The organism is Intestinibacter sp., from assembly GCF_034113885.1.
Lineage (GTDB): Bacteria > Bacillota > Clostridia > Peptostreptococcales > Peptostreptococcaceae > Intestinibacter.
Map to the genome: position 1 here is coordinate 1 of NZ_JAXEWM010000167.1, position 26,515 is coordinate 26,515.

Annotated in this window: 27 protein-coding genes; 18 read left to right on the plus strand and 9 right to left on the minus strand. The window is 30.0% G+C overall.

Annotated elements, in window-relative coordinates; translation table 11 throughout:
- Positions 1–457: 457 nt before the first annotated feature.
- On the minus strand, positions 458–802 hold the full coding sequence (locus SPD90_RS10400; protein WP_320925180.1) for a phage holin family protein: 345 nt from the start codon (positions 800–802) through the stop codon (positions 458–460).
- A gap of 148 nt (positions 803–950) precedes the next feature.
- Here SPD90_RS10400 and SPD90_RS10405 point away from each other — a divergent pair, with 148 nt between their 5' ends.
- Positions 951–2,015, plus strand: coding sequence for a 4Fe-4S dicluster domain-containing protein (locus SPD90_RS10405; RefSeq protein ID WP_320925181.1), 1,065 nt, complete (start codon positions 951–953; stop codon positions 2,013–2,015).
- A gap of 24 nt (positions 2,016–2,039) precedes the next feature.
- Positions 2,040–2,789, plus strand: coding sequence for an epoxyqueuosine reductase (locus SPD90_RS10410; protein ID WP_320925182.1), 750 nt, complete (start codon positions 2,040–2,042; stop codon positions 2,787–2,789).
- A 48-nt stretch (positions 2,790–2,837) separates the two neighbouring features.
- On the opposite strand, the gene SPD90_RS10415 is transcribed toward SPD90_RS10410, so the two are convergent.
- Both SPD90_RS10415 and SPD90_RS10420 read right to left on the minus strand, forming a co-directional pair.
- Positions 2,838–3,680 carry a L,D-transpeptidase family protein gene (locus SPD90_RS10415; RefSeq protein WP_320925183.1) on the minus strand — a complete coding sequence of 281 codons (843 nt, stop codon included), beginning with the start codon at positions 3,678–3,680 and terminating at the stop codon, positions 2,838–2,840.
- 136 nt (positions 3,681–3,816) lie between these two features.
- Positions 3,817–5,181 (minus strand): dicarboxylate/amino acid:cation symporter, encoded by a 1,365-nt coding sequence (locus tag SPD90_RS10420; protein WP_320925184.1) that lies wholly within the window; start codon positions 5,179–5,181, stop codon positions 3,817–3,819.
- Between the two features lie 393 nt (positions 5,182–5,574).
- Here SPD90_RS10420 and hcp point away from each other — a divergent pair, with 393 nt between their 5' ends.
- Complete coding sequence (gene hcp, locus SPD90_RS10425; RefSeq protein WP_320626637.1) at positions 5,575–7,212, plus strand: hydroxylamine reductase; 1,638 nt, start codon at positions 5,575–5,577, stop codon at positions 7,210–7,212.
- 41 nt (positions 7,213–7,253) lie between these two features.
- Here the strand turns inward: hcp and SPD90_RS10430 are convergent, their stop codons facing one another.
- Positions 7,254–7,895 (minus strand): Crp/Fnr family transcriptional regulator, encoded by a 642-nt coding sequence (locus tag SPD90_RS10430; RefSeq protein ID WP_320925185.1) that lies wholly within the window; start codon positions 7,893–7,895, stop codon positions 7,254–7,256.
- A gap of 191 nt (positions 7,896–8,086) precedes the next feature.
- On the opposite strand from SPD90_RS10430, the gene SPD90_RS10435 reads away from it, so the two are divergent.
- Entirely contained in the window at positions 8,087–8,638 is a 552-nt protein-coding gene (locus tag SPD90_RS10435; RefSeq protein WP_320624833.1) for a hemerythrin domain-containing protein, read from the plus strand.
- A 67-nt stretch (positions 8,639–8,705) separates the two neighbouring features.
- Positions 8,706–8,888: a DUF1858 domain-containing protein gene (locus SPD90_RS10440; RefSeq protein ID WP_290686027.1), complete on the plus strand. Its 183-nt coding sequence runs from the start codon at positions 8,706–8,708 to the stop codon at positions 8,886–8,888.
- Positions 8,889–8,945: 57 nt separating this feature from the next.
- Here SPD90_RS10440 and SPD90_RS10445 read toward each other — a convergent pair whose 3' ends face one another.
- Positions 8,946–9,743 carry an EFR1 family ferrodoxin gene (locus SPD90_RS10445; protein WP_290686029.1) on the minus strand — a complete coding sequence of 266 codons (798 nt, stop codon included), beginning with the start codon at positions 9,741–9,743 and terminating at the stop codon, positions 8,946–8,948.
- 138 nt (positions 9,744–9,881) lie between these two features.
- On the opposite strand from SPD90_RS10445, the gene SPD90_RS10450 reads away from it, so the two are divergent.
- The 6 genes from SPD90_RS10450 (at position 9,882) to SPD90_RS10475 (ending at position 16,056) form a co-directional block, all read left to right on the plus strand.
- Positions 9,882–10,925: a branched-chain amino acid aminotransferase gene (locus tag SPD90_RS10450; protein ID WP_290686045.1), complete on the plus strand. Its 1,044-nt coding sequence runs from the start codon at positions 9,882–9,884 to the stop codon at positions 10,923–10,925.
- 172 nt (positions 10,926–11,097) lie between these two features.
- The gene (locus tag SPD90_RS10455) at positions 11,098–11,706 is read left to right on the plus strand and encodes a hypothetical protein (RefSeq protein ID WP_320925186.1); all 609 of its coding nucleotides are present in this window, start codon (positions 11,098–11,100) and stop codon (positions 11,704–11,706) included.
- A 147-nt stretch (positions 11,707–11,853) separates the two neighbouring features.
- Positions 11,854–12,213 carry a BlaI/MecI/CopY family transcriptional regulator gene (locus SPD90_RS10460; RefSeq protein WP_331474705.1) on the plus strand — a complete coding sequence of 120 codons (360 nt, stop codon included), beginning with the start codon at positions 11,854–11,856 and terminating at the stop codon, positions 12,211–12,213.
- 17 nt (positions 12,214–12,230) lie between these two features.
- Complete coding sequence (locus tag SPD90_RS10465) at positions 12,231–14,066, plus strand: M56 family metallopeptidase (RefSeq protein WP_320925187.1); 1,836 nt, start codon at positions 12,231–12,233, stop codon at positions 14,064–14,066.
- Positions 14,067–14,089: 23 nt separating this feature from the next.
- On the plus strand, positions 14,090–15,601 hold the full coding sequence (locus tag SPD90_RS10470) for a M56 family metallopeptidase (RefSeq protein WP_320624830.1): 1,512 nt from the start codon (positions 14,090–14,092) through the stop codon (positions 15,599–15,601).
- Between the two features lie 2 nt (positions 15,602–15,603).
- A complete protein-coding gene (locus SPD90_RS10475; RefSeq protein ID WP_320624829.1) occupies positions 15,604–16,056 on the plus strand; it encodes a hypothetical protein in 453 nt (150 codons plus the stop codon).
- Between the two features lie 35 nt (positions 16,057–16,091).
- Here SPD90_RS10475 and SPD90_RS10480 read toward each other — a convergent pair whose 3' ends face one another.
- The 3 genes from SPD90_RS10480 to SPD90_RS10490 form a co-directional block, all read right to left on the minus strand.
- Positions 16,092–17,060, minus strand: a complete 969-nt coding sequence (locus SPD90_RS10480; protein ID WP_320925188.1) for a DUF2232 domain-containing protein — start codon at positions 17,058–17,060, stop codon at positions 16,092–16,094.
- A gap of 279 nt (positions 17,061–17,339) precedes the next feature.
- A complete protein-coding gene (locus SPD90_RS10485) occupies positions 17,340–17,945 on the minus strand; it encodes a peroxidase-related enzyme (protein ID WP_320925189.1) in 606 nt (201 codons plus the stop codon).
- A gap of 129 nt (positions 17,946–18,074) precedes the next feature.
- A complete protein-coding gene (locus SPD90_RS10490) occupies positions 18,075–18,824 on the minus strand; it encodes a cyclase family protein (RefSeq protein WP_320925190.1) in 750 nt (249 codons plus the stop codon).
- A gap of 372 nt (positions 18,825–19,196) precedes the next feature.
- On the opposite strand from SPD90_RS10490, the gene SPD90_RS10495 reads away from it, so the two are divergent.
- Positions 19,197–19,685 (plus strand): hypothetical protein, encoded by a 489-nt coding sequence (locus SPD90_RS10495; protein ID WP_320625325.1) that lies wholly within the window; start codon positions 19,197–19,199, stop codon positions 19,683–19,685.
- Positions 19,686–19,777: 92 nt separating this feature from the next.
- On the opposite strand, the gene SPD90_RS10500 is transcribed toward SPD90_RS10495, so the two are convergent.
- On the minus strand, positions 19,778–20,836 hold the full coding sequence (locus tag SPD90_RS10500) for an NAD(P)H-dependent flavin oxidoreductase (protein ID WP_320625326.1): 1,059 nt from the start codon (positions 20,834–20,836) through the stop codon (positions 19,778–19,780).
- A gap of 216 nt (positions 20,837–21,052) precedes the next feature.
- Here SPD90_RS10500 and SPD90_RS10505 point away from each other — a divergent pair, with 216 nt between their 5' ends.
- The 6 genes from SPD90_RS10505 to fabF all read left to right on the plus strand — a co-directional run bounded on the left by SPD90_RS10505 (position 21,053) and on the right by fabF (position 26,511).
- Positions 21,053–22,030, plus strand: coding sequence for a beta-ketoacyl-ACP synthase III (locus SPD90_RS10505; RefSeq protein WP_320625327.1), 978 nt, complete (start codon positions 21,053–21,055; stop codon positions 22,028–22,030).
- Positions 22,031–22,131: 101 nt separating this feature from the next.
- Positions 22,132–22,371, plus strand: coding sequence for an acyl carrier protein (locus SPD90_RS10510; protein WP_320625328.1), 240 nt, complete (start codon positions 22,132–22,134; stop codon positions 22,369–22,371).
- 138 nt (positions 22,372–22,509) lie between these two features.
- A complete protein-coding gene (fabK, locus tag SPD90_RS10515; RefSeq protein WP_320625329.1) occupies positions 22,510–23,433 on the plus strand; it encodes an enoyl-[acyl-carrier-protein] reductase FabK in 924 nt (307 codons plus the stop codon).
- Between the two features lie 74 nt (positions 23,434–23,507).
- Positions 23,508–24,443, plus strand: a complete 936-nt coding sequence (gene fabD, locus SPD90_RS10520) for an ACP S-malonyltransferase (protein WP_320625330.1) — start codon at positions 23,508–23,510, stop codon at positions 24,441–24,443.
- 66 nt (positions 24,444–24,509) lie between these two features.
- Positions 24,510–25,250 carry a 3-oxoacyl-[acyl-carrier-protein] reductase gene (fabG, locus tag SPD90_RS10525; protein ID WP_320625331.1) on the plus strand — a complete coding sequence of 247 codons (741 nt, stop codon included), beginning with the start codon at positions 24,510–24,512 and terminating at the stop codon, positions 25,248–25,250.
- A gap of 25 nt (positions 25,251–25,275) precedes the next feature.
- Positions 25,276–26,511, plus strand: a complete 1,236-nt coding sequence (gene fabF / locus SPD90_RS10530) for a beta-ketoacyl-ACP synthase II (protein ID WP_320625332.1) — start codon at positions 25,276–25,278, stop codon at positions 26,509–26,511.
- Positions 26,512–26,515: the final 4 nt, after the last annotated feature.

Genomic DNA, 26,515 nt, shown 5'->3' on the forward strand with positions numbered 1-26,515 from the left:
TGACTTATGAATTCTCCTGATGCCCAAATTCCAAGGAGAATTCCAATTTGATTGAAATACTTCATTTGAAAAACCTCCAATTATTAATTTTACCAAGAATAAAAAGTGTCGAGACTATGTAAAAGTTTTATATATTTGTAAAAATTTAGAAAATTTAAAGTTTGCAATCTCGACATAAGTTTATTATATATCGTTGGGATTAAAAAATCTATAGTCACAATGTTATATCGAAATTAAATACAATAGATAATAAAATAGAAAAAATTATATATAAATTGATAATATTAAACCGACAATATAATAAATAAGTTGTGGGAAAAGGTTAACAAAAATTAAAATTGATGTAAAAAATAGTTTGATTTTTTATAAAAAAAGATATGATTTTGAAAATAAAATTTAAAAAATCATATCTTTATGTAAAATATTTTATATTATATATTTAAAAATGTATAAAATATCAATCTTTATCAAGAACATTATAAAAAACAGTATTAGCTAAAGTTAAGAGAACTGCTGCTAATATAGAATTAAAAAATCCAGATATAGATGCACCTGGAACTATGTTAAAGGCTAATTTTAATACAATCCCATTTATTACAAATGAAAATAAACCTAATGATAATAGTGTTATAGGCAAAGAAAAAAGTTCAATTACAGGCTTGACGATTACGTTTAGACATCCAAATATTATTGTAAGTACTATTAAAGATGCTAAAGAGCCTATATAAACGCTAGACATTAATTTTGACACTATAAAAAGTGATAAAGCGTTGATTACAATAAATAAAGAAATTCTTCTCATTAGAAAACCTCCTTTTAAAATAATAATATTATAAATATTATACTACTAAATAGCAAAATTTATTAATTTTTATTTGAATGTGTTATACTAGTTTTAGATAAAAAAAATAAAAATAATATTAGTTTGTTTTTATAGGGAGGGGTTAGAAATGCATAGAACTGACGAAAGAGATACAATGTTTGCTAGAGCACATTATACACCAGGAAGTGAAGCTTATGAGGATTACTATAAGAGATTTCCTGAAAAAAAGAATATAGATGATAGTATGAGACATAGACCAGATTTATGCCAAGAAGGAACTATGACTTATAATGAAATTAATTCACCAATGGCAGCTAGTGCTTTTATGTTTATGAGAGATATTTTACCTTTATGCGAGGGTGAAGTGGCACCTGAAAAGGTTGAGGTAGATCCTACAACTATGGCAAAAAGAATAAAGGGATTTGCTAAACACTATGGCGCTGTAACAGTTGGAATTACAGAATTAAAGGATTACCATATATATACACACAGGGGAAGAATTGAAAGTGATTATGGAAAAGAAGTACATTTAGATCATAAATACGCAATCGTATTTGGATGTGAATTAGACACTGAGATGGTAAATAGATCTCCTATGATATGTGAAGTAATTGAAACTAGTAAGTCTTATGTAGATGCAGCTATTATAGGAATGATTTTATCTTACTATATAAGAAGCTTAGGCTATGAGGCTAGAAACCATATGGATAAAAACTACTTAGTAATGCCTACTTTAATTGCTAAGGATGCAGGAATAGGTGACATAGGAAGAAATTCAATACTTACTAATAAGGACTACGGTTCAAGATTAAAATTAGGAGTAGTTACAACTAATATGCCTCTTGATATAGATGAATACAAGGATTTTGGACTAGAAGATTTCTGTAATGTATGTAAAAAATGCGCACACAACTGTCCATCACATTCATTGACAGTAGGACCTAAATTCGATGAATTAGGTCAATATCGATGGGAAGTTGACAGAGAAACTTGCTATACAAAATGGAGATATCTAGGAACTGACTGTGGAATGTGTATATCTGCATGTCCATTTAGCCAAAATCTAGAAACTATAAAAAATACAGAGACATTTAAGGGAAATGAGGAGTTAATAAATAAGGCTTTAGATGAATTTAAGAAGAAATTTGGAAAGAGAGTATTCGTTCCAGGAAATCCATCATGGCTTAGATAGAAGTATTAGTTAGGGAGAGAGAGTATGAGAGATACTATAATAAAATGGATATCTGATTTTATAGATGATTATTGTAAGAAAAATAATCTAGAGAGAATTTGGGAGGAACCGATTGTAGGATTTGCCGATGCAAATTCAGATTATATAAAGAACTTAAAAAATGTAGTATTAGAATCACATTATTCACCAAAGGATTTTTTAGAAGATGCTACAATAATAGTTTCTTACTTTTTACCATTTAAAAGAGAAATAGGTAAAAGCAATAAATGTGAAGGATTGCCATCTGAAGCATGGGCTAAAGCATATATTGATACTAATAAAATGGCACAGGATATAAATGAATACATTGTAGATGAAATCAAAAAATTAGGCTATAAAGGTGTAAATCCTGTAAATGCAGGTGTATTTGACCAAAATATATTAAAAAGTAACTGGTCACAAAGACATATGGCTTATGCTGCTGGTATAGGAACTTTTGGTATAAATAATCTTCTTATATCTGAAAAGGGAAGCTGCGGTAGATATTTTTCTGTGATAACTAATTTAGATGTTAAAAGTGATGAACCTATAAAAGAAGAGAGATGTATGTATAAAAAGGATAAATCATGTGGAGTATGTGTGAAAAGATGTAAAAATAATGCACTTACATATGAAGGCTTTGATAGATTTAAATGTTCAAGTCAATTGCAGGAAAATAAAAAAATATTGGGGGCATCTGTATGTGGAAAATGTGCAGCTGAGCTTCCTTGCTCGTACAAAAATCCTGTAAAATAATAAATAAAATAAAGGGTATGGAAGATTTTATTCCACGCCCTTTATTTTTTAGTTGATGACTATAGTAGTCGTGTCCAATACATTGTCGTAAATCCATTGAGCATTTTCTACAGCCAATCTAATACAGCCATGACTTAAAGCCTCACCTAAGGTATCATTGATAATCTCTGTGCCTTCAGGATTAAATAAAATTGAGTGATAGTAATAGCTGCCCTTGATTCTAGTGGCATACTTAACTAAATATGTGTCAGACCCGAAGAACGGCTTTCTACCGCTTACATAAAATGTACCAGTTATTGTAGGTGTTTCTGGTTTTCCAACTGTACAAGACCATTGATATATCAAAATCCACTGACTGTTGTCGCCTTTTTCAAAAATATAAGTTATTTTATTTGCTAAATCTGTAGTAATTAGATTTGTTGTAGGACTTTTTATATTATTGTCGTTTACAAATCTAGTCATATCTGTGTAGAAATATTCAAAATCATATGCGCCTGGAGGATTTCCGTCATCGGATAAAAAATAATTGAATATATAGCCCTCTTGGTCGTTGTAGATGACGTGGTCCCAGTCTCCTTGGCTTTTTAAAACTTGAACTCTAGATTTTGATGGAACGAGTGTTATAGCATTTGATTCAGAAGATGGATATGATCTTAAAAATACGTCGGTCCAGGTGTACTTAGTTTTAGATAGGTATTGGTTGTAGACATAACCCCTTTGATTGTTGTACATTACCTTATACCAATCCTCTGCTGCATCTATAACTTGTATTTTGGATCCAGCAGGTATAACGGTAATTACATTAGATGATGTAGATTTACTTTCTCTTAGGTTTAGATTTGTCAAGGCATATTTATAGTTTTCATTTTCTTGTCTTTTATATTTTCTCATATTGGTCTCCTTAAATATACTAATTGATTTAAATAATTTAGATGAAATTTATTAGTATATTTTATGAAGATATAAATTTATTTGTGTAAAAAATTTTACATTAAAAAAAGGAGCCGAAGCTCCTTTTATATTTATATTATGAATTATAGACATCAACATCTAAAGTGTTTTCAGATTTTGAAACTACTACAGCAGTTGCAGCGTCTCCGATTACATTAAGTGCAGTAGTGTACATATCCATAGGTCTGTTTATTGCTATGATAAGAGCATATGCTACAAGTGTTGCTGGGTTATTATATCCCATTCCTGAAATAACAGTGAATAATACTATCATAGAAGAACCAGGAGCAGAAGGTGTTCCAACTGAAGCAATAAGTGCTAAAATTGCAATTAAAATCAAGTTTGGAATTGTTACTTCGTATCCTGAGCTAGCTGCTATGAATACAGTTCCAACTACTTGCATTATAGCAGTACCATTCATATTTATTGTCATTCCTAGTGGTAGTACAAATGATGCGACATCTTCACTAACGCCGAGCTCTTCTTTAGTAGTTTTTAAATTTAAAGATAAGGCTGCTGCTGAAGAAGCTGCTGATACTCCTAAAAGAGCCACCTTTGCCATTTTCTTCATAAATTTAATAGGATTTAGCTTAGTATTAAAATAAATAAATCCTGGATAAGAAACTAATAAACATATTGTAGCTGCAATTGTAACTGTTATAAGGTATGCAAAAGCAGGTTTAAGGTGTTCAATACCATATACAGCAAATGTTCTTGTTATTAAAACAAAGACTGCGATTGGACCAAATTTAAATATTACAAAATTTAAAAATACAAGTATTATGTTATTTATATCTGTAAGAAGTTTCTTGAATACTAATAATTTATCACCTAATTCATTTATACAAAGTCCAACAGTGACTCCTAAGAATACTATAGATAAAACACGTCCGTTTGTAATCAGTACAGTACCAATATTGTTTGGAACAGCGTCAAGTATAACCATCAAAGGATTAGGACTAGTGGCAACCTCAGCTACACCTGAAGAACCAGATATAGAAACATTAAAAAATCCTAATTTATATGTAGTGAAACCGCATATAATAGCGACTATTAATGCAAAAATTGATGTAGTTAGAAATCCTAATAACGTTTTACCAGAGATTCTACCAAGTTTCTTTGTATCACTAATTTCACACATTGCAAGTGCTATTGATGAAAAAATCATAGGAACTATTATTAATTGTAGACAATTTATAAATAATTGACCTATTATGTAGAATAAACCTATTGCACTCTTTCCTTCATCTGTACTTATATCTTGAAAGAATAAATCATTTATAACCTTCCAAATGTTTTCATGACCGTTAGATATTAAATTTTCTCTTAAAATTAATAACAATGCTCCAATTACTAGTCCAGCAATAAGTGCGATTGCCATTTTTCTTGCCAAAGTATTTACATTTTGATTTGATTTGTTTGCCGAAGTATCAGAAGTCATATGAAAATCCCCCTTTTTTATTTAATAAATTTTATTTGTATATTCTTTTTTATATTAATATAATAGTTAATATTTTAACATAAGTCTAATAGCTTTTATAGATAAAATTAATAGATATATTTTATAAAAAAATAAAATATAAATAATATTTTCAAATTTGTCACCACCTATAGATAAATATAAATAATATTGATTAAATCTATAAGTTAGATATAAAATCATAGAAAACCTTGTCAAAGTAATACAACATTAAAAATTTCAATACTTGTAACCTATGTTACAGATTATATTTTTATTTAAATATATAATAATGGCATAAGATAAAAATCAAACAAATATGTGAAATAAAAATCATTAATATCAAAAATAAATTAACGATTTGGAGGAATAAATATGGAAAATAAAATGTTTTGTTTTCAATGTCAAGAAACTGCTGGATGTAGCGGATGCACTAAATCAGGTGTTTGTGGAAAATCACCACAATTAGCTAGATTACAGGATTTATTAATATATGTAACTAAAGGATTATCAGATGTGACAACTAGACTTAGATCAGAAGGAAAATCTGTAGATATTAAAGTCAATCATATGATAACTATGAATCTATTTGCCACTATAACTAATGTAAATTTCGACGATGAAGTATTTTATGCAAAAATAGTGGAAACTTTAAAAATAAAAGAAGAGCTATTATCTGAATTAGGTAATAAAGAAAATTTATCAGAAGCAGCTCTATGGAACTCTACATCTAAATCAGAAATGGAAGAAAAAGCTGCAAAGGTAGGGGTTTTATCTACAGAAAATGAAGATATAAGAAGCTTAAGGGAATTAGTAATATACGGAATAAAGGGAATGTCTGCATATATGAAGCATGCCAATGCTTTAGGGTATGAAAATGAAGAAATAGATGCATTTATGCAGGAATCTCTAGCTAAAACTATGGATGACAGCTTGACTGCAGATGATTTAGTAGCTTTAGCATTAAACGCAGGTAAGGTAGGGGTAGATGCAATGGCTCTACTAGACAGCGCAAATACAGGAACTTATGGACATCCAGAGATAACAAAGGTAAATATAGGAGTTAGAAATAATCCAGCAATACTTATATCAGGACATGATTTAAAGGATTTAGAATTATTATTAAAACAAACAGAAGGCACAGGAGTAGATGTTTATACACATTCAGAAATGCTACCAGCTCATTACTATCCAGCATTTAAAAAATACCCTCATTTTGTAGGTAACTACGGAAATGCTTGGTGGAAACAAAAAGAAGAATTTGAAAGCTTCAACGGTCCAATACTTATGACTACAAACTGTTTAGTACCACCAAAGGATAGCTACAAGGATAGAGTTTATACAACAGGAGCAGTTGGATTTGAAGGGTGCAAGCATATAAAGGGAAGTAGTGAATCAGATAAAGACTTTACTGAAATAATAGAACATGCTAAAAAATGCCCACCACCGACAGAAATAGAAACAGGTGAAATCGTAGGTGGATTTGCACATAATCAAGTGCTAGCACTAGCAGATCAAATAGTAGAAGCTGTAAAATCTGGAGCAATTAAAAAATTCTTTGTAATGGCAGGATGTGACGGAAGAGCTAAATCTAGAAATTACTACACAGAATTTGCAAAGGCTCTACCAAAGGATACAGTAATACTTACAGCAGGATGTGCAAAATACAAATACAACAAATTAGACTTAGGAGATATAGGTGGAATTCCTAGAGTGCTAGATGCAGGACAATGTAACGATTGTTATTCACTTGCTGTTATAGCTTTAAAATTAAAAGAAGTATTCGGTCTTGACGATATAAATGATCTTCCAATAGCATTTAATATAGCTTGGTATGAACAAAAAGCTGTTATAGTATTATTATCATTATTATATTTAGGAGTTAAAAATATACATCTAGGACCAACTCTTCCAGCATTCTTATCACCAAATGTCGCTAAGGTATTAGTTGAAAACTTTGGTATAGGTGGAATATCTACTGTAGAAGAAGATATAAAAATGTTTATGGAATAGAAATATAAAAGTCCCTCATCTCAATTGAGAGGGGGGACTTTTTATTCGTCTAAAATTTTAAATAGAGCTTCTAAGTCTAAAATTTTTATTGTATCTTTAGAATAATCTATGATGCTGAGCTCCTTCATATTGATAAGCTCTCTAGATAAAGAAGGTCTAGGTACTCCTAGAGTTTCAGCGAGCTTTTGCTTGGTCATGCTTATATTAATAAATCTGCTACCTTGCTTTTGGTACTCATCTAATATGTAATTACTGATTTTTTGGCGAATACTGTTGTAGGATAATCTTTCTATAGATTTATTTAAAATTAAAATTTTATTGCTTAAATCCTTTAGAAACATCTCTAAAAAATCGGCATGAGTATAACAAAATTTTATAAAATTTTCTTTTGAGATAAATAATATCTCAGATTTTGAAGAAGATATTACAGTCGCCGGGTACTTGTTTACATCGGAAAATACAATTACCTCTCCAAATAGGTGACCTGGGCCAACTGAAGTTATCTTGACGACTTTATTGCTCAACATTCGCTTAATATCTAGAGTTCCATCTAATATAACACCGATGTATTTACATTCATCACCTTCAAGTGCTATGATTTCTTTCGCAGAGAAGGTTTTGATTGTATAATCTATATCTTTAAAGAAATTTGAAATTTCTTCGGGCTTCATATCGTAAAACATGTTAATTTACCACCTTTAAAATATTATTATAAGAAAATCTTTATCCTAAAGAGGCATAATGTTGATTTCCTATGTATTATAAAATAATACCACTTAATAATAGTTATAATCAATTTTTTGCATATGAGTTATAAAGTATTCCATAAATGTAAATACTAAGATTATTATATATAAAATAGGGAGGCAGAGGCATGAGCGCAATTGAACTTATGAAGAACGAACACGAATATATAAAAAGGATGTTATCAGTAGTCAGAAATATGTGCATGGAATTTATCGACAACGATAAATTAGAATATGAAGATTTTCTAAACGTAATAGATTTTATCAGGAATTTTGCAGATGGTCATCATCACAATAAAGAAGAAATAATTTTATTTAATAGAATGGTAGATAATATTGATACAATTGGAGAAAAGTTAATTACACATGGTATGTTGGTAGAGCACGATTTAGGACGATTATACGTATCTAATCTCGAAAAAGCATTGAATCAATTTAAGTCAGGCGATTGTGAAGCTAAACTAGATATAATTGCAAATGCAGTTTCTTATACTAACTTGCTTAAGTCTCATATAGACAAAGAGGATAGAGTTATATTTGAATTTGCAAATAGAGAATTAGATAGAGATATTTTAGATGTTGTAGATAGAGAATGTGATAAATATGAATTTGAAAACCGACAAGTTAGAGAAAAATATATAGATTTATTAGAAAATCTTGAATTAAAATACCTAAAATAGTTAAAGATAAATATTAGCAAATATATCATTAAATGATTGATATAAATAAAAAATAGAGGTGAATTTTATGATAACAAAAGATATGACTATAGGAGAAATATTGAGAATGAAACCAGATGCTGCAGAGGTTTTAATTGGCATGGGTATGGGATGTTTAGGCTGTCCTTCTGCACAAGTTGAGACTTTAGAGGAAGCTTGTAAGGTACATGGACATGATGTAGAAGATATTTTAGCTCAATTAAACAAATAGGATATTTAACCCTCAGTGGGCTAGTTCCAACTGAGGGTTGTTATTTATTAAAGCCTACTACATAAAAAGTTCTGGTTGCTTTTGTTCAGAACAAGTTAACATCAAAAATCCTTTGAATTCTTTGAATTTATTGTACATTTCAGATGTCATAACTTTAGCATTTTGTGGGCATACTTTTACACATGCACAGCAATGTATGCATTTTGATATATCAGTTATAAGTTTAGGATTTCCTTTATCTATTATACCCATAGGACAGACATCTTTACATGAACCGCAGTCATTGCAGTTGTCTAATGTTTCTGGTTCCCATTCAATCGTAGCAGAAGCTGATTCTTTGTAAGGACGATTTCCTGGAATATTTATTTTTTCAAAGTCATTTACAGAATTTATATTTTGTATTTTTTGTTTTGATTTTAATGCAAAGTCTTTTGCTATATTTAAGTCATCGTCGTTAGGACGACCACCTGCTATTTCAGCGCCAAATGAATGCTCACCTATAAACGCTCCAGCAGATACTATCTTAAATCCACCTTCTTCAAGATAATCTGATAATTCTAAAAGAGCATCCTCGTAATCTCTATTACCGTATACAACTACGGGGATACATAGTGTATTATTAGCTTTTAGATTTTTTACAAATTCTTGTACTAGATAAGGTATTCTACCTCCATATACAGGCATACCAATTATTAAAAGTTCATCTTCTTTAAAATTTTCAACCTTTTTTGTTCTATCGAATGTTATATCGTAAGTATTTATTTCACTGGAAAATACATTTGCTATAGTTTCAACTATAGTTTTTGTTGTATTTGTAGGGCTGAAATATATAGTACTTATTTTGTTTAATTTCATATTATCATCCTCCTAATTCCTAAAAATGTAAAAAAAATTTATTATAAATTTATTATAAAATATATGGTGTAATATAGCAAAATTTGTTATTATATATTGTATACATAGAAAAGTTTGAAAATTGTAAATAATTAAAAAATAGCAGAGGAGACAGTTTTTATGGAGAAAACGAATATAAAATGGGATGAACTAGGATTTAACTATGGATATGTAGATAATATATATGTATCTTATTGGAAAGATGGAAAATGGGATGAAGGAAAGATACAACAAGGAGATAAAATATCTATAAGTGTAGGAGCTACAGCTCTACATTATGGACAAGAATGCTTCGAAGGATTAAAGGCATATTCAACAAAAGATGGATCTATACAATTATTTAGACCAGATATGAATGCAAAAAGACTTCAAGATAGCTGCAAAAGAATATTAATGCCTGAAGTACCAGTTGATAAATTTATAGATGCGTGTATTCAAGTTGTAAAAGCAAATGAAAAATACGTACCACCATATGGAACAGGTGCTACATATTATTTAAGACCATTTATGATAGGTTGTGGAGATAATATAGGTGTTGGACCAGCTCCAGAATATTTATTCTGCATATTTGGTATACCAGTAGGACCATACTTCAAAGGTGGATTTAAGCCAGTTTCAATGACAACTGCTAAATACGATAGAGCAGCACCATGGGGAACTGGAGCTACTAAGGTTGGTGGAAATTACGCAGGTAGTTTACTTCCTCACAAAATAGCAAATGAAGAAGGTTATTCTGATTGTATATACTTAGACCCAGCGACTCACACTAAGATAGAAGAAGCAGGAGCTGCAAACTTCTTTGGTATAACTAAAGACAACAAATTTATAACTCCAAATTCACCATCTATCCTACCAAGTATAACTAGAAATTCATTATTGACAGTTGCTAGAGATTACTTAGGCATGGAAGCAATAGAAGGCGAAATATTAATAGATGATATAGATCAATTTGTAGAAGTAGGTGCTTGTGGTACAGCTGCAGTTGTTGCACCAATAGGAAGCATATTCTACAATGACAAAGAATACATATTCCACAGCAAGGAAGAAGCTGGACCAGTTATCACTAAATTATATGAAACTCTATATGGAATACAATTTGGTGATGTAGAAGCTCCAGAAGGATGGATAGTAAAAGTTAAATAAGGATAAATAATGGCTGCTATAGGGGAATTATCTCTTATAGCAGTTTTTTATTAAATGAAAAATTTGTCGTAATAAATAAACAGGATAAGATTACAAGAATGGACATTTTTCGATGTATAAATAGTATATAATGTTCTTAAAATAAAAAATTCAAGAGGGAGGATTTAAAGGAATGTTAAAAAAATTATTGAGTTTAGTTACAATAGGACTTATATCAATTTCATTGGTTGCATGTAGTGGAGAACAATCAAAAGAAAGTGCTAGTGGAAGTGATCAAAGTCAAGAACAACAAAAAGATACAGCTAATAACAGTAAAGGAACAGTATATGAAGTAAAAGGAGCAACAACAGAAGATAAAAATATTATTCAAACTATAAAAGAGGTTGCTGTGTTTGATAATATGACAGATGCAGTAAATAGTTATGATCAAAGTGATTTAGTTATAAACGATGAAAATAAGGATAAAGTCACTGTAGTTGTAAAATTCGAGATTCAAAACAAAAATGATTTTATGATAAGTACTTATCCATGTCAAGCGACATTTATAACAAATACTGGCGAACAAGTTGAAGCTGACACATGGGCTAGTGAAAGTTTTGATGGAGACATATATGAGGGAGTAACAAAAGAAGGTCATGTATTGTTTAATTTAGACAAAACAACAATAGACGAGCTTAAAAGTTTTAAAATGGCTTGGTCTACAAATCATGAAAATGGAACAAGTGATAATTATGATGATGATTATTACAAGGATAACAAATTAGAAGTAAAACTAAGATAGTTATTTAATCTTTTTTACTATAAGTAGCAGATATTAATTTATCTGCTATTTTTATGCAAAAAATTTCGATAGACAAAATTGGTTTATCGTGATAAACTTAAAATAAATATAGGTTTATTACAATAAACCAAAAGGAGGATGGAAATTATGGATTATAAATTATTCGATGCGGAATATAAATTTATGAATATTATCTGGGAGGAGGAGCCTGTTAAATCAGGTGATCTAGTTAAATTATGTAATGAAAGACTTGGATGGAAAAAATCGACTACATATACCGTACTAAGAAAATTATCTCAAAGAAATTTTGTAAAAAATGAAAATACAATAGTGACATCGTTAGTTAAAAAGGAGGAAACACAAAAATACGAAAGTCATGAAGTAGTTGATAAATCATTTGGCGGCTCGCTACCTAAATTTTTGACTGCGTTTTTTGGAGATAAAAAAATTTCTAAAAAGGAAGCAGATGAGTTGAAGAAATTGATAGATTCTTATAAAGAAGATTAGAAAAGAGAGGGATTAACATGTATTTACTAGAGAGTATATTTAAAAATATATTGGATATGAGTATAACTGCAAGTTATGTTGCGATTGTAGTTATTGCTATTCGATTTGCTATTAGAAAAGCTCCTAAAGGTTTTTCTTTTGCGCTTTGGATAGCTGTCTTATTTAGGCTAGTGTGTCCGATATCGTTTATTTCTAAATTGAGTCTCTTTAACTTTATTAATAGAGATGGATTTAGAAAAATAGATGGAGCTTCCAAAAATATAACTGTAAATAATACTATTTCAAATATTTCGACGAGCCAAGCTTCAAATAATAATGTAGCAGAGCATACTGTCGATAATTTAGTCGATAATACTCAAGGCTTTGAAATTAATTTTACGCAGATAGCGGCAATTTTATGGTTAATAGGTATTCAAGTATTAATCGTGTATTTTATCGTGTCGTATATAAAGACCCATTCGAGAATAAAAATGGCGACATTGTACGGCGAAAACATATATGAAAGCGATCAAATAGACACAGCATTTGTATTTGGATTTTTTATACCTAAAATATACATACCTACAAATGTGACTGAGCAGGAAAAAATATACATAATCGAACACGAAAAGGTGCATTTGAGAAGGAAGGATTATTTGATAAAAATAATAGCATTTTTACTTTTAACAGTGCATTGGTTTAATCCGATTATGTGGATAAGCTTCATGCTTATGGCTAGAGATATGGAGATGTCCTGTGATGAAAAGGTAATGAAGAATTTAGGAGAAGATATAAGGGCTGATTATAGCTACTCACTTTTAAATTTAGCTGTTAATAGAGGTAATACGTTCAATGTACCTATTTCGTTCTCTGAAAATAGTATTAAATCTAGGATAAAAAATATTTTAAACTATAAAAAACCTAAAAAGTCAGTGATTTTAATAGTTGTATTGCTAATAGCTGCTTCTACGCTGTTTTTAATATCTAATCCTAAAAATAACGACTTAGATAATTCAGAGTCGCTAGTTAAAAATATAGAAGCATTAGAACAAAAAAGTGAAAATAAAAATGTACTGATTGAAGATCTAGCAGAGTTGACTGATTTTGAGTGGGATTATTTGTACAGCTTTTCTCCATATGCGTCTAAAGAGGATATAGAGAGTGCAATAGGCTTTAAGTCTAATAAAATACGAGAAGGCTTAAATGAAGGTATGAATCAAATTGTCTTTATAAAGGATAAAGAAATCGTATGCTATATTTACGGCTATCCAGATGATAGTGTGTATTTCGATTTTAATAATTTCTACGACGGAGCTGGGGAATATAGTAAATATGTAAATTCATTATATGTAAACTCTACTAAATACATACAATTATCTAGTAAAGGAAAACACAAATTTTTACTAAATCAAGATGATGATTACTTGAAAATGTCGTATATGGTAGAAGTTCCGCCACAACAAACGCAAATATATACAAGCGATGGAGAAGAAGTAAAAGAAGATTATACTTACGATAAACTTCTCATATCAAGCGATGATATTGCAATTGTAAAGAAAAATACTACTGAAGAGGAAATTGCAAAAATATTATTTATGGAAAATATCAAGTCGGAAAAAATGTATTCTGAAGATGGAGATAGTACAGTATCAGATTGCGTAATAAAGAACCTTAAATTAAAGGAACGTTTAGGTAGCGATAAATTTAGGTTAGAGATGGATTTCGACTTAAAAATGGCTCCGGGATTTGAAAAATTTCATGCAGGAAATGGAGTACTTACGGATGACGGTTGGTGTGTGGACAAATATAATTTATTAGATATAGAAAAGATAGATAAAGATACATATATGATATCAGATATTTATACTGGATAGAAATTGGGAGGGGAGGTAAATACATGGATTTTTTAGAGCTAGTGTTCAATGAAGTAGTAAATATGACTAAAATCGGATCAGTGTTATTTTTAATAATACTGATAGCTAGATATATGTTGAATAGATTTCCTAAGATATATTCTTATTTACTGTGGATAGCTTTATTTGTAAGATTGCTCATACCAATGAATTTAAGTGTTTCGATGGGATTGATAGTTTTAAGAAACTTTAAGAAAAAAATAAATACAAATACTCTCCAAAATATATCAGATGGGGTAGTAAGGGAATATAGTTCATCTAATGATGTAATATCGACTTTAGATTTACATAGAAATACAATGCAGTATTTTTTATGGTTTGTGATAATTATATGGATAATAGGAATGATCGTGATTGGAGTTTACAGTATAATTTCATATATAAAGATGAGAAAAAAATTGAGCACAGCTACGATTGTAAAAGACAATATTTACGAGACAGATATGATAAACTCTCCTTTTGTATTTGGATTTTTTAAGCCTAGAATATATATTCCTATAGATCTCAATGAAATGGAGAAGTTGTATTTAATACGACATGAAAAAATACACATAGATAGATTTGATTATATTTTGAAAAAAGTGTGTTTTTTAGCAGTAATCGTACATTGGTTTAATCCACTTGTATGGAAGGCTTTTTCATTTATGAGTGAGGATATGGAGATGTCTTGTGATGAGAGAGTTATGAAGGATTTTAGAGGGACTATAAAGGTCGATTACAGTAATTCATTGTTGGAATTTGCTGCATTTTCTTCGGATTACTTATACGCTCCTATAGCTTTTGGAGAAATTTATATTGAGAAGAGAATAAAAAATATACTAAATTATAAAAAGATAAGATACAAGACATATAAAGTGATTTATATAGCTTTTATATTTTGGGCGGTATTTACTGTATCTAATCCAAGTGCATACCAGTTATATAATAATGGTGAGTATGGATTATTAGAGCAAGATTTTTCGATATATGAAAATGAAGAATACGATAATCACACAAGAGAAATTATATCTATAAAGCAGAGTATAGCTGATTTTAAGTCAACAGGAAATATAAAAGACATTTATATTTATGACATACAGAAGATAGGTAATAATTTAATAGTTGGTTTTTCATCAGAATATAAAATTGGTGTATGCGTGTTTAAAAATACAAAAGAAGGTATGTCACCTATATATGTTCAATTAAAAAAAAGAATTATAAAGCACGCACCAATTGATATATCAGGCGGATCATTTATTATAGATTACGGTAAAAATTTAGAAAAAAAAGCTTTGGTTTTAGTCTGTAATGGAAGTGATTCTATAAATGCAAAAATTTATTTAAACAAAAAAGTCGTGGCAACTGGTCATACTAAATTGAATGAAGTCGACATGGATATAATAGATTTGACTAAATTTAAAGATGAGGATTTGGAGTTTGAATATTTTGACAGTAGAGGCAAAGAAATAGATATGAATAACTTTGTAAAGTATGATGCTTTAGGTTTGGAGATTTGATTATGGATGTTACAATAACAGACGAAGTTTTATTTCAATTGCTTAATATTATATTATATATAGGTGTTATAGCGATTGTATATAATTATTTAAAAAATATACATAATATCGAAATAGATAGAGATATTATAAAAAATAAAACGAGAAAAAATAAATTTTCTCAAAAGAAAAAAATAATTTGCTACTTAGGTTTACTAATTTCATTTATTTTAATGGAAAAGGATGATAGTAGTTCGGGAGTGCTTGCAGATAAAATATTTAAACCTATTATAAGTGATACATGGACATTTTACTATGCATCGATAATTACAGCAGTAATTCTATATTTTAGTATAAAAGGAATCAATGAAGAATCTGAGTTTAATATTATAAAGACACCATTTGATAGATTCATTGCGGTCGTAGTATTTATGTATGGTTTTTCAAAAATATGGAGTTTGATAAGCATGTTTTAAGAAAAAAGAGGCCTTAGAAGATAAAGTTTAATCTTCTAAGGTTTTACTTTTTCATAATATAAATCTACAATTTTCTTTTGATGTAATCGTATTTGATTTTTTACATCTATAATGTAGGATATGACGATTAAAATTAAAAACTCAAGCTTAAACACAAAGAACAAAGGTAGAAGTACAGCTAACATAAATAGTCTGACGTATAAAACCTTTTTACTGCGAGTTAGAATATAATCCTGTATTATTATAATTGAATCCCTGAATAAATAATAAAAGCTTAGGTATTCTATTGAAGTTAATATTACCTTTAAGTAAATAAAATCGATTTTTATATTAAGTATATTTAATAGCTCTATAATAAAAATATAAATAGCGCAGGCATAAAAAGTACTTCTCTTTAAGCATAAAAATCTATTAAATACCTTTAAATTTCTAAAGATATAGTATTTTTTCTCAGCATTTTGAGTTAAAATCTTCAATCTCTTTCCTAAAAATAATGATATATAGTATATACAAAAGCACATACCGCCTACATAAAAAGATATTAATAGATAGATGAAAAAATTAAAATAATCCTTGTAAGGAAACCAAGCTGCCATTTCCTTAAATTCTGTGATTAAACTATATCCAGTTAAACCTTTAGTATATAAATCTATCAACAAAATAGTGAAGGTTCCTAATATAGACGCAAAAAATACATCCTCCATAAGGATACTGTCTTTATCCATAAAATACGCACAAATTACCCCAAGTAAAAAGCTTTGACTTATAAATAGAGCTCCTGCTAAATCTCCAACCACCATAAATACTAATAAAACCGAAACTATTCCACTTAATACAGTGTATTTTCCGCCACATTTCAAGTACACAAGTGCAAAGAAAATAGGCACAGCAAAATCTAAATAAATCCCATATCCAAGTCCCGTCGACAACGCAAAAATCGTGATTACTACAAATAGGGAGGTCAGAATAGATGCAAGTGTTAAATTTTTTACTGAATCATTCATATAAATATTGTCTCCTATTATAAAAATTTAATTAACAATCAAATTAATTGTTTTATCGCTCAACTTCTATTATATATATTTAATATGAACTATTTAATAATAAATCTTGCCATTTTCATGAAAAAATATAATGATACATAAATATGTATTTATCGCTATATTTATATTTGTAGCGGGAATATTATTAGGTGATATTGGATAATTTTAAATAAATGTTTTATATTTCAACTAAAAGAGCATTGCGATTATTTTGGCAATGCTCTTTTAGTTGAAATAAGATTATTTATTGAATGATCTATTATGGTCAAAATGACCTGCGTTAGGTTTAGCTCCTATTGCAGCAGTCCATCTATTTGTATAGTTAAAGAATCCTACGACATATGAAGCTTCAAGTATTTCATGGTCGTTAAATCCAACTGCTCTTAATTTTTCAATTTGAGTTTTGTCTATTTCTCTAGGTTTTGTAGTAAGAAAATATGCAAAATCGCAAAGAGCGCGTTGTTTGTCTGTAAGCTTAGCTATTCTATAATTGTATGTAAGTTCATCGACCCATTCAGGATCTTTAGTAAGACCACGAAGTATATATCCATGTGTAGATAGACAATATGCGCATCCATTAGTAGATGAAACTACTAGTCCTATCATTTCTTTATCTATACGACTTAAATAAGTAGTTTCTTCGTCAAATAATGAATTTTTAAAATTTAAAAATGCAATATATTGTTTATCATTAAGAGGAAGAATTTTAAATAAATTATTTATAAACCCCCAATTTTTTTCCATTTTTTCTACATTCGCATCAAAAATTTTTTGATTCTCTGGATCTATTTCATCCTTATTTGGTTTTTGTAAAAAAGATAATTGTTCATCATATTCATAAGACATTGCTTTACCCTCCAAGTTTGCTATTTATTATTTTGTCAGTTGCTATTATATTAATTATTAGTTTTTATTGATTGCTATTTAAAATTAGTTGTTGTTTTGGGTTAGTTATTAGTTTAAATTTATAAATTTTTAAACTTCGTATATTGCAAATACACGTGCTGGGAATCCTGTTGCATTTTTTATTTTAGGGAAAGTTGCAAATACTATTGCGCCTGTTTCAGGGACAGCATCTAAGTTATTTAAAACTTCTATTTGGAACTTATCTTGTGCAAGTACGTAATGTTCTCCTTTAAAAGGAACTTGACTTTCTAATGCTGGTGGATCAGTATCGAATGGTTCGTGTCCCACGGCTCCTATATTACGTTCTTTGAATAAGAATTCTAGAGCATCTAAATGCCAACCAGGATAGTGAGATATTCCATCTTCACCTATATTCAATGATTCCTCTTGACTTGACCATCTTTTAGACCAGTCACTTCTCATAGCTACAAATGCGCCTTCAGGAATTTGACCATGTGTTTTTTCCCAATCTAGTATATCTTGTACTGTTAATGCGTAATCTACATTTTCTGCTACTTTTTCGCTCGCGTCTATTACGCAAAGTGGATAAGCAAATTCTGAAACATCTATTTCGTCGACTAATCTTCCTCCTTTTACGAAATGTCCTGGAACATCTACGTGAGTACCATATTGACCAGGGAATGTAAATTCATTTACCTTCATAGGTGCGTTGTCAAAATCAAATAATATATTGTTTCCTAGAGGCTTAAATCCAGGCCATCGAGGAGTATCTTCACCGAATTCATGAGTTAGATCAACCCATTTGTATTTTGGAGATTGTAAATCCTTAAGTAAATTCCATAAATTTTTGTCTGACATATTTATAACCACCTTTTCCTTAATATTTTTAAATAATAAAACTGTAAATATCTCTTCAAATTTGAATTATATTATTTCTGATTGATTATTATGGTATAAATTATATTATTATCATTTTGATAATACAATATTATAAGTTGATTTTTTTATAAAAATAATTTTATATATTTCATATCAAAATAATATGAAATATATAAATCAAATAAAATATGTAAATTAAAGAAAATTTTTATAAAAATTGAAACAAATTTTCATTATTTTTCGTTTATATATAAAAGACCATTTAAATTTTATAAACTATTAAATAAAATTTTATAGATTTGTAAGTTATTCAATATATAATTAAAAAACAAAATAGGGGAGGTAATATTTATGAAAAAAGGATACATTAAATTAGGAAGTATTTTTTTAATAGTATTTTTATGTGTGTTTATATTTGTATTTGGTCTAAATCCTAAATACGGGTTATCAGCTGAACAATTAAAAAATCACGATAATTTGACAGCTGAAGAGACTATTAAACTATATGCATATTACAAAAATAGAAGTGATTTTAATAAAATTGATGATCTATTATCTAAAGAAGCATTAGATGAAGCTGGAATGTTTGAAAAGGATAAAGATTATAATCAAGATGATATTTTAAACCCTGTTTTTTTAACAAATATTGAAAAAGTGAGCTCAGAATGTGAGCAAGATGGTTTCTATGAACGAAGAATTTATGTTACTTATTGGAGCGATAATTTGTTAGTTAAACTAGGGTATAAACCTAGTGATAAAGATGCTATATATTCAACAGATATGGAACTTGTAAAGAAAAGCAAAGACTCTGACTGGGTTATAGAAAGTATAGGTTTCTAATCGTGATGGCAACGAGGATAGAAGATTTTCGTCAAAAAATAGAAAGCCGTATATCTTAATTGGTATAGAGGCTTTCTATTTTTTATTTATGTTTATAAAATTTCAGAAGTCAATTCATCTACAACTTCCTTTACAGTTTGAATTTTATCTATTTTATAGGCGTCGGATCCACAGAAAATTAGAGCGTTGTCGATATCTCCGTTTACTGCATTTATAAGAGCTTGAGATATACAGTAAGGTGTAATAGATGGCTTACAGGCTGCCATGCAATTATAGCATCTATCTATTTTAGGCTTGTTTGTCTTTAAATCTTCTAAGAATTTGTTGTGTATAGCACGTCCAGGAAGTCCGACTGGACTTTTTACTATTTCAATATCTTCTTTTTTGCAGTTTACATAAGCATTTTTAAAATTGATATCGGCATCGCATTCTTCTGTTGCTACAAATCTAGTTCCGACTTGAACACCGCTAGCGCCCATATCGATGTATTTTTTTACATCAGAGCTAGTAGAGATTCCACCTGCTGCAATTACTGGAATATCCTTATTATATTTTTGTCCGTATTCCTCTGCGATTTTCAATATCCCTAAAAATTCTCCATCGTAATCTATAGCATCGATATCCTTTAGCTCATCTTCGTGGAATCCTAGATGTCCGCCAGCCTTAGGCCCTTCAACTACTATCATATCAGCAGTTTTACTGTATTTTTTGTCCCACATTTTAAGTAGTAATTTACAGGCTTTTGTAGATGATACTATAGGTGCTATTTTTACATTAGAGCCTTCTGTAAACTTAGGTAGCTTAACAGGAAGCCCTGCACCTGAAATTATAAGGTCAATTCCAGCATCTATAGCAGCCTTTACATGCTCCTCGTAGAAGTTCATAGCAACCATAAGATTTATGGCTAAAGGTTTATTGTTGCATAATTCTTTTGCTTTTTGTATATGTTTTTTTAAAGCTTTTAAATTTGTAGCAAGAGGATTTTTGCTAAATTCCTCTTCGTCATATCCCATATTTATACCAGAAATAACACCCAGTCCACCAGCATTGCTGACAGCTGATGCTAGGGAAGATCTAGATATTCCTATTCCCATACCTCCTTGGATTACAGGAACCTTTATAAGTAAGTCTCCAATTTTTAATTCTTTCATAATATTTCCTCCAGCAGGAAATAAAAGATGTACTAAGATTAACTAATTATACTATAGAAATCGTTTTAAATAAAGAAAAAATTATTTTTTTGGAAAATGTTGTTGACTTTTTGTTTTAATTATAATATATTTTGATGGTAATAAGTTTTGAATATCAAAATATTTTATTAATAAATATTTTAAAAACCTAAAAATAAATTTCAAAAGGAGGGGCAGATGGATAATGTAGTTATAGCTGGGGTTGGAAAATCTATACCATCTAAAGTCGTTACTAATGACATGCTAAGTCAAATTGTCGATACTAACGACGAGTGGATAACTTCAAGAACCGGCATAAAACAAAGACATATTACTACAGGAGAAAATACATCAGATATAGCTTCAAAGGCTGCTTTAAATGCGTTAGAAAATGCAAATATAGATGCATTAGATATAGATTTAATAATTGTAGCAACATGTACACCAGATATGTTTACACCTGCTACAGCATGTATAGTTCAAAAAAACATAGGAGCTAAAAATGCTTTTGCGTTTGACTTAAGTGCTGCATGCTCAGGATTTATTTATGGAATTAACGTTGCTAAATCAATGATGAAGCAAAATAATATAAAAAAATCACTTGTAATAGGAGCTGAGACTCTATCAAAGACATTAGATTGGAAGGATAGATCTACTTGCGTATTATTTGGAGATGGGGCAGGAGCTGCTGTTTTATCTTTAGATCAAAATGAAGGAATTATAGATGTTATTTGTAACTCAAAAGGAGCAAAATGGGAAAATCTTACTATCGGAGCTAAGGATATAAATAATCCATATGTAGACGAAGTAAGTAGCATAAATCATTACCTACAAATGAACGGCGGAGAAATATTTAAATTCGCCACAGTTACAATAGTTAAGCTTATAAAAGAAATTTTGAAGAAAAATAATTTAATTTTAGACGATATCGATTATATAGTGCCACATCAAGCAAATGAGAGAATTATTCAGTTTGCAGCTAAAAAGTTAGATATCTCTATGGATAAATTTTATATAAATATACATGAATATGGAAATACTTCAGCTGCATCTATTCCTATTGCAATAAGCGAGATGGAAGAAAAAAACTTACTTAAAAGAGGAAATAAAATAATTGCAGTTGGATTTGGAGCAGGGCTTACTTCAGGAGCTTGCTTGATTGAATGGACAAAATAATTAATCAAAGATTAATTTTAAATAAATAAAAATAAAAAGGGATAAAAGATTTACTAAGATTAAAAAGAAAATAAAAGATTAAAAAATAATAAACAGGAAAAATGGAGGAAAAAATTATGTTTGAAAAAATACAAGAAATGATGGTAGAAAGCTTATCTTTAGAAAAGGACGATATAACACTAGACAGTACTTTTAAATCTTTAGAAATAGATTCTTTAGATGTATTCGAATTAGTAACTGAATTAGAAGAAGAATTCGATATAGAAATAGAAGATGCTGAAAACTTAAAATCAGTTCAAGATTTAGTTACATATATAGAAGAAAAAGTTGCAGCAAAATAGTAAAAGTACAAATTAAAGACGATTGTGACAAAATTAAAATTTTATAAATCTCAAGAATAAATCTAACTAAGAAATTAGTTAGATTTATTCAAATATGGAAAAACCGAGATAAATCAAAGAGAGGATTTAGAAGGAATTATGAAAGGCAATAAAATAACAGAATTATTAAATATAAAATACCCTATCATACAAGGAGGTATGGCATGGATTGCAGATGCTTCTCTTGCAGTAGGAGTCAGTGAAGCTGGTGGTCTAGGAATAATAACAGGAGTTGGACCTACAGAAGTTGTTAGAGAACAAATAAGAAAGGCAAAATCTATGACTGACAAACCATTTGGCGTAAATGTAATGCTTATGCAAGAAAACGCTGGTGAAATAGCTAAATTAGTATGCGAAGAAAATGTACCTGTAGTAACTACAGGAGCAGGAAGCCCAGCACAATATATAGAAATGTGGAAAGAACATGGCATAAAAATAATACCAGTAGTAGCATCAGTAGCGATTGCCAAAAGAATGGAAAAGTTCGGAGCAGATGCAGTTATAGCTGAAGGTATGGAATCAGGTGGACATATAGGTCAAACTACTACAATGAGTTTAGTACCACAAGTAGTAGATGCAGTAGATATACCAGTTATAGCAGCTGGAGGAATCGGCGATGGTAGAGGAATAGCTGCAGCATTTATGCTAGGAGCTATAGGTGTTCAAATGGGAACTCGTTTCTTAGTTTCAAATGAATGTACAGTTCACCCTAAATACAAAGAAAAAGTTTTAAAGGCTAAGGATATAGAAACAGAAGTTACAGGAACATCAACTTCACATCCAGTTAGAGTTTTGAGAAATAAACTTACTAGACAATATTTAAAAATAGAAAGAAACAATCCAGATTCTGAAGAATTAGAAGAATTGACTAGAGGTGCTTTGAGAAAAGCAGTTGTAGATGGAGATACAGATAATGGAAGTGTTATGGCAGGTCAAATAGCAGGACTTGTTAATAAAGAACAAAGCTGCAAGGAAATAATAGAAGAATTAGTTGCAGAATTTGATAAATGCATGAACAGATAATAGAAATTTAATTATAAATAGAATATTGGAATTATTGATAAATAATTATTTAAGTGAATAAGTGGAGGACTTTTATGATAGAAAATATGGCATTTCTTTTCCCTGGACAAGGAGCTCAATACGTAGGCATGGGGAAAAGTTTATATGAAAATATAGATGAATGTAAAAAAATATTTGATATGGGCGATGAAATACTAGACATGCCTATGAAGGATATGATTTTTAACGGCAACGAAAAGGATCTAAAAAGAACTAAATATTCTCAGCCTGCAATACTACTTACTTCAATTGCATGTGCTAAGGCATTAGAGCTTAGAGGAATTTCTGCTAAGTATGCTTTAGGTCTTTCATTAGGTGAATATGGAGCTTTAATGGATGCTGGTGCTTTGAACTTTGAAGATGGTATTAAATTAATCAAAAAAAGAGCTGAAATAATGGACAGCGCTATAAGCCCAGAACAAGGAACTATGGCCGCTGTACTAAAATTAACTCCAGACAAAGTAGAAGAGCTTATAAAAAAGGCAAATGAATTTGGATTAGTTGAAGGAGCTAACTATAATTGTCCAGGACAAACAGTTATATCTGGTGAAGTAAGTGCCATAAAAGCAAGTGTTAAAATAGCAAAAGAATTAGGTGGAAGAGTTCTACCTCTAAAGGTCAGCGGACCTTTTCATAGTTCAATGTACAAGGATGCTAGCTATGAATTTTATGAAGAATTAAAAAAGGCAGAAATAAATGATTTTGAAAAAATAGCTTATTCAAATGTAAAAGGAACTCCATTTGAAAAAGGCGACGATATAAAGGAATTGCTTAGACAACAAATAATGTCTCCAGTTTTATTTGAAAAAAGTATAAGAGACTTGCTAGATAGAGGAGTAGATACTTTTGTAGAAGTTGGTCCAGGTAAGACATTAAGTGGATTTGTCAAGAAAATAGATAAAAATGCTAAGATATACAATGTTGAAGATATTGATTCACTAGAAAATACAATATCTAGCTTGAGTTTATAGTACTCATAGAGATAACTATCTCAGAGAAAATTTATAAACTGTATTTTTATGAAATGGAGGATTTTTATGTTAAAGGATAAATGCGCTGTAATAACAGGTGCTTCAAGAGGAATAGGAAAGGCAATAGCTATAAAATTTGCAAAAGAAGGCGCAAATATAGTTATAAATTATAGAAATAACGAAGAAGAAGCTCTAAAGGTCAAAGAAGAATTAGACGCTTTAGGTTCAAAAACATTAGTAGTAAAAGCAGATGTAAGCGAAATAAAAGAAGCTGAATATCTTATAAAAGAAGCAAAAAAAGAATTTGGAAAAGTAGATATATTAGTAAACAACGCTGGTATAACAAAGGACAATCTTCTAATAAGAATGAAGGAAGAGGATTTTGACAGCGTAATAAAGGTAAACCTAAAAGGTGCATTTAACTGTTTAAAAGCGGTCACACCGATAATGCTAAAACAAAGATCAGGGAAAATAGTAAATATGTCATCTGTAGTAGGTGTAGTTGGAAATCCAGGACAAGTAAATTACTGTGCATCAAAGGCAGGTCTTATAGGAATGACTAAATCTCTTGCAAGAGAAATCGGAAGCAGAGGTATAACAGTAAATGCTATAGCACCAGGATTTATAGATACAGATATGACAAGAGTTTTAAATGATGATCAAAAGAAAAACATATTATCACAAATTCCACTAAATAGATTTGGAAGTGTAGAAGATATAGCTAATACAGCAGTATTTTTAGCTAGTGATAATTCAAATTACATAACAGGTCAAGTAATACATGTCGACGGCGGAATGGCTATGTAATAGTGAGAAGGTTAGGAGGACTAATATGGAAAATAGAGTAGTTATAACAGGGATGGGAGCTGTAACACCAATAGGAAATACAGCAGATGAATTTTGGAATAATGCAAAACAAGGAAAATTAGGAATAGATACTATAAAGTCAATAGATACAGAAGGTTTAGATGTAAAGGTTGCTGGTGAAGTAAAAGACCTAGACTTAACTAAATTTTTAGACAAAAAAGAATGTAGAAGATTAGATAAATTTACTCAATACGCTTTAATTGCAAGTATGGAAGCAGTAGAAAATGCAAATCTTGATTTAGATTCTATAGATAAAGAAAGATTTGCAGTTATAGTAGGTTCAGGTATCGGTGGGTTCCACACTCATGAAAAGGAATTCGACACTCTACACAAAAAAGGGGTAAAGAGAATTTCTCCAATGTACATACCAATGACTATAATAAATGCAGCAGCTGCAAACATAGCAATCAAATTTGGGGCAAGAGGAATGTGTACATCAGTAGTAACTGCATGTGCAACAGCTACAAACAACATAGGAGATGCTTATAGACATATCAAACATGGTTATGCTGATATAGCAATAACTGGAGGATGTGAATCATCTATAACTCCAATTGCAATCGCTGGATTTGCTAATATGAGAGCATTATCAACTAGTGAAGATCCTACTAAGGCATCAACTCCATTTGACAAAGACAGAGGCGGATTTGTAATGGGTGAAGGTGCTGGAATGCTAGTAATCGAAAGCTTAGAACACGCACAAAAAAGAGGCGCTAAAATACTTGCTGAAATAGTTGGATACGGTTCAACTTGCGATGCATACCATATAACTTCTCCATCGCCAGAAGCAGTATCTGCTGCAAAGGCTATGGAAAACGCAGTAAAAGAAGCTGGTATAGAAATGAACGAGGTTTCTTATATAAATGCACATGGTACATCAACTTACTACAACGATTTATACGAAACTAGAGCTATAAAAAATGCCTTCAAGGAAGATGCTAAAAATATTCCAATATCTTCAACTAAATCTATGGTAGGACATTTATTAGGAGCAGCAGGTGCAGTAGAATCAATAGCATGTGTAAAAGCGCTACAAGAGGGATTTATACCTCCAACTATAGGTTATACAGAAAGTGAAGAAGAATTAGATTTAGATTATGTACCAAACCAAGGAAGAAGAGCAGAATTAAAATACGCACTTAATAACTCTCTAGGATTTGGTGGACATAATGCTTGTCTATTATTTAAGAAATGGGATTAATTGG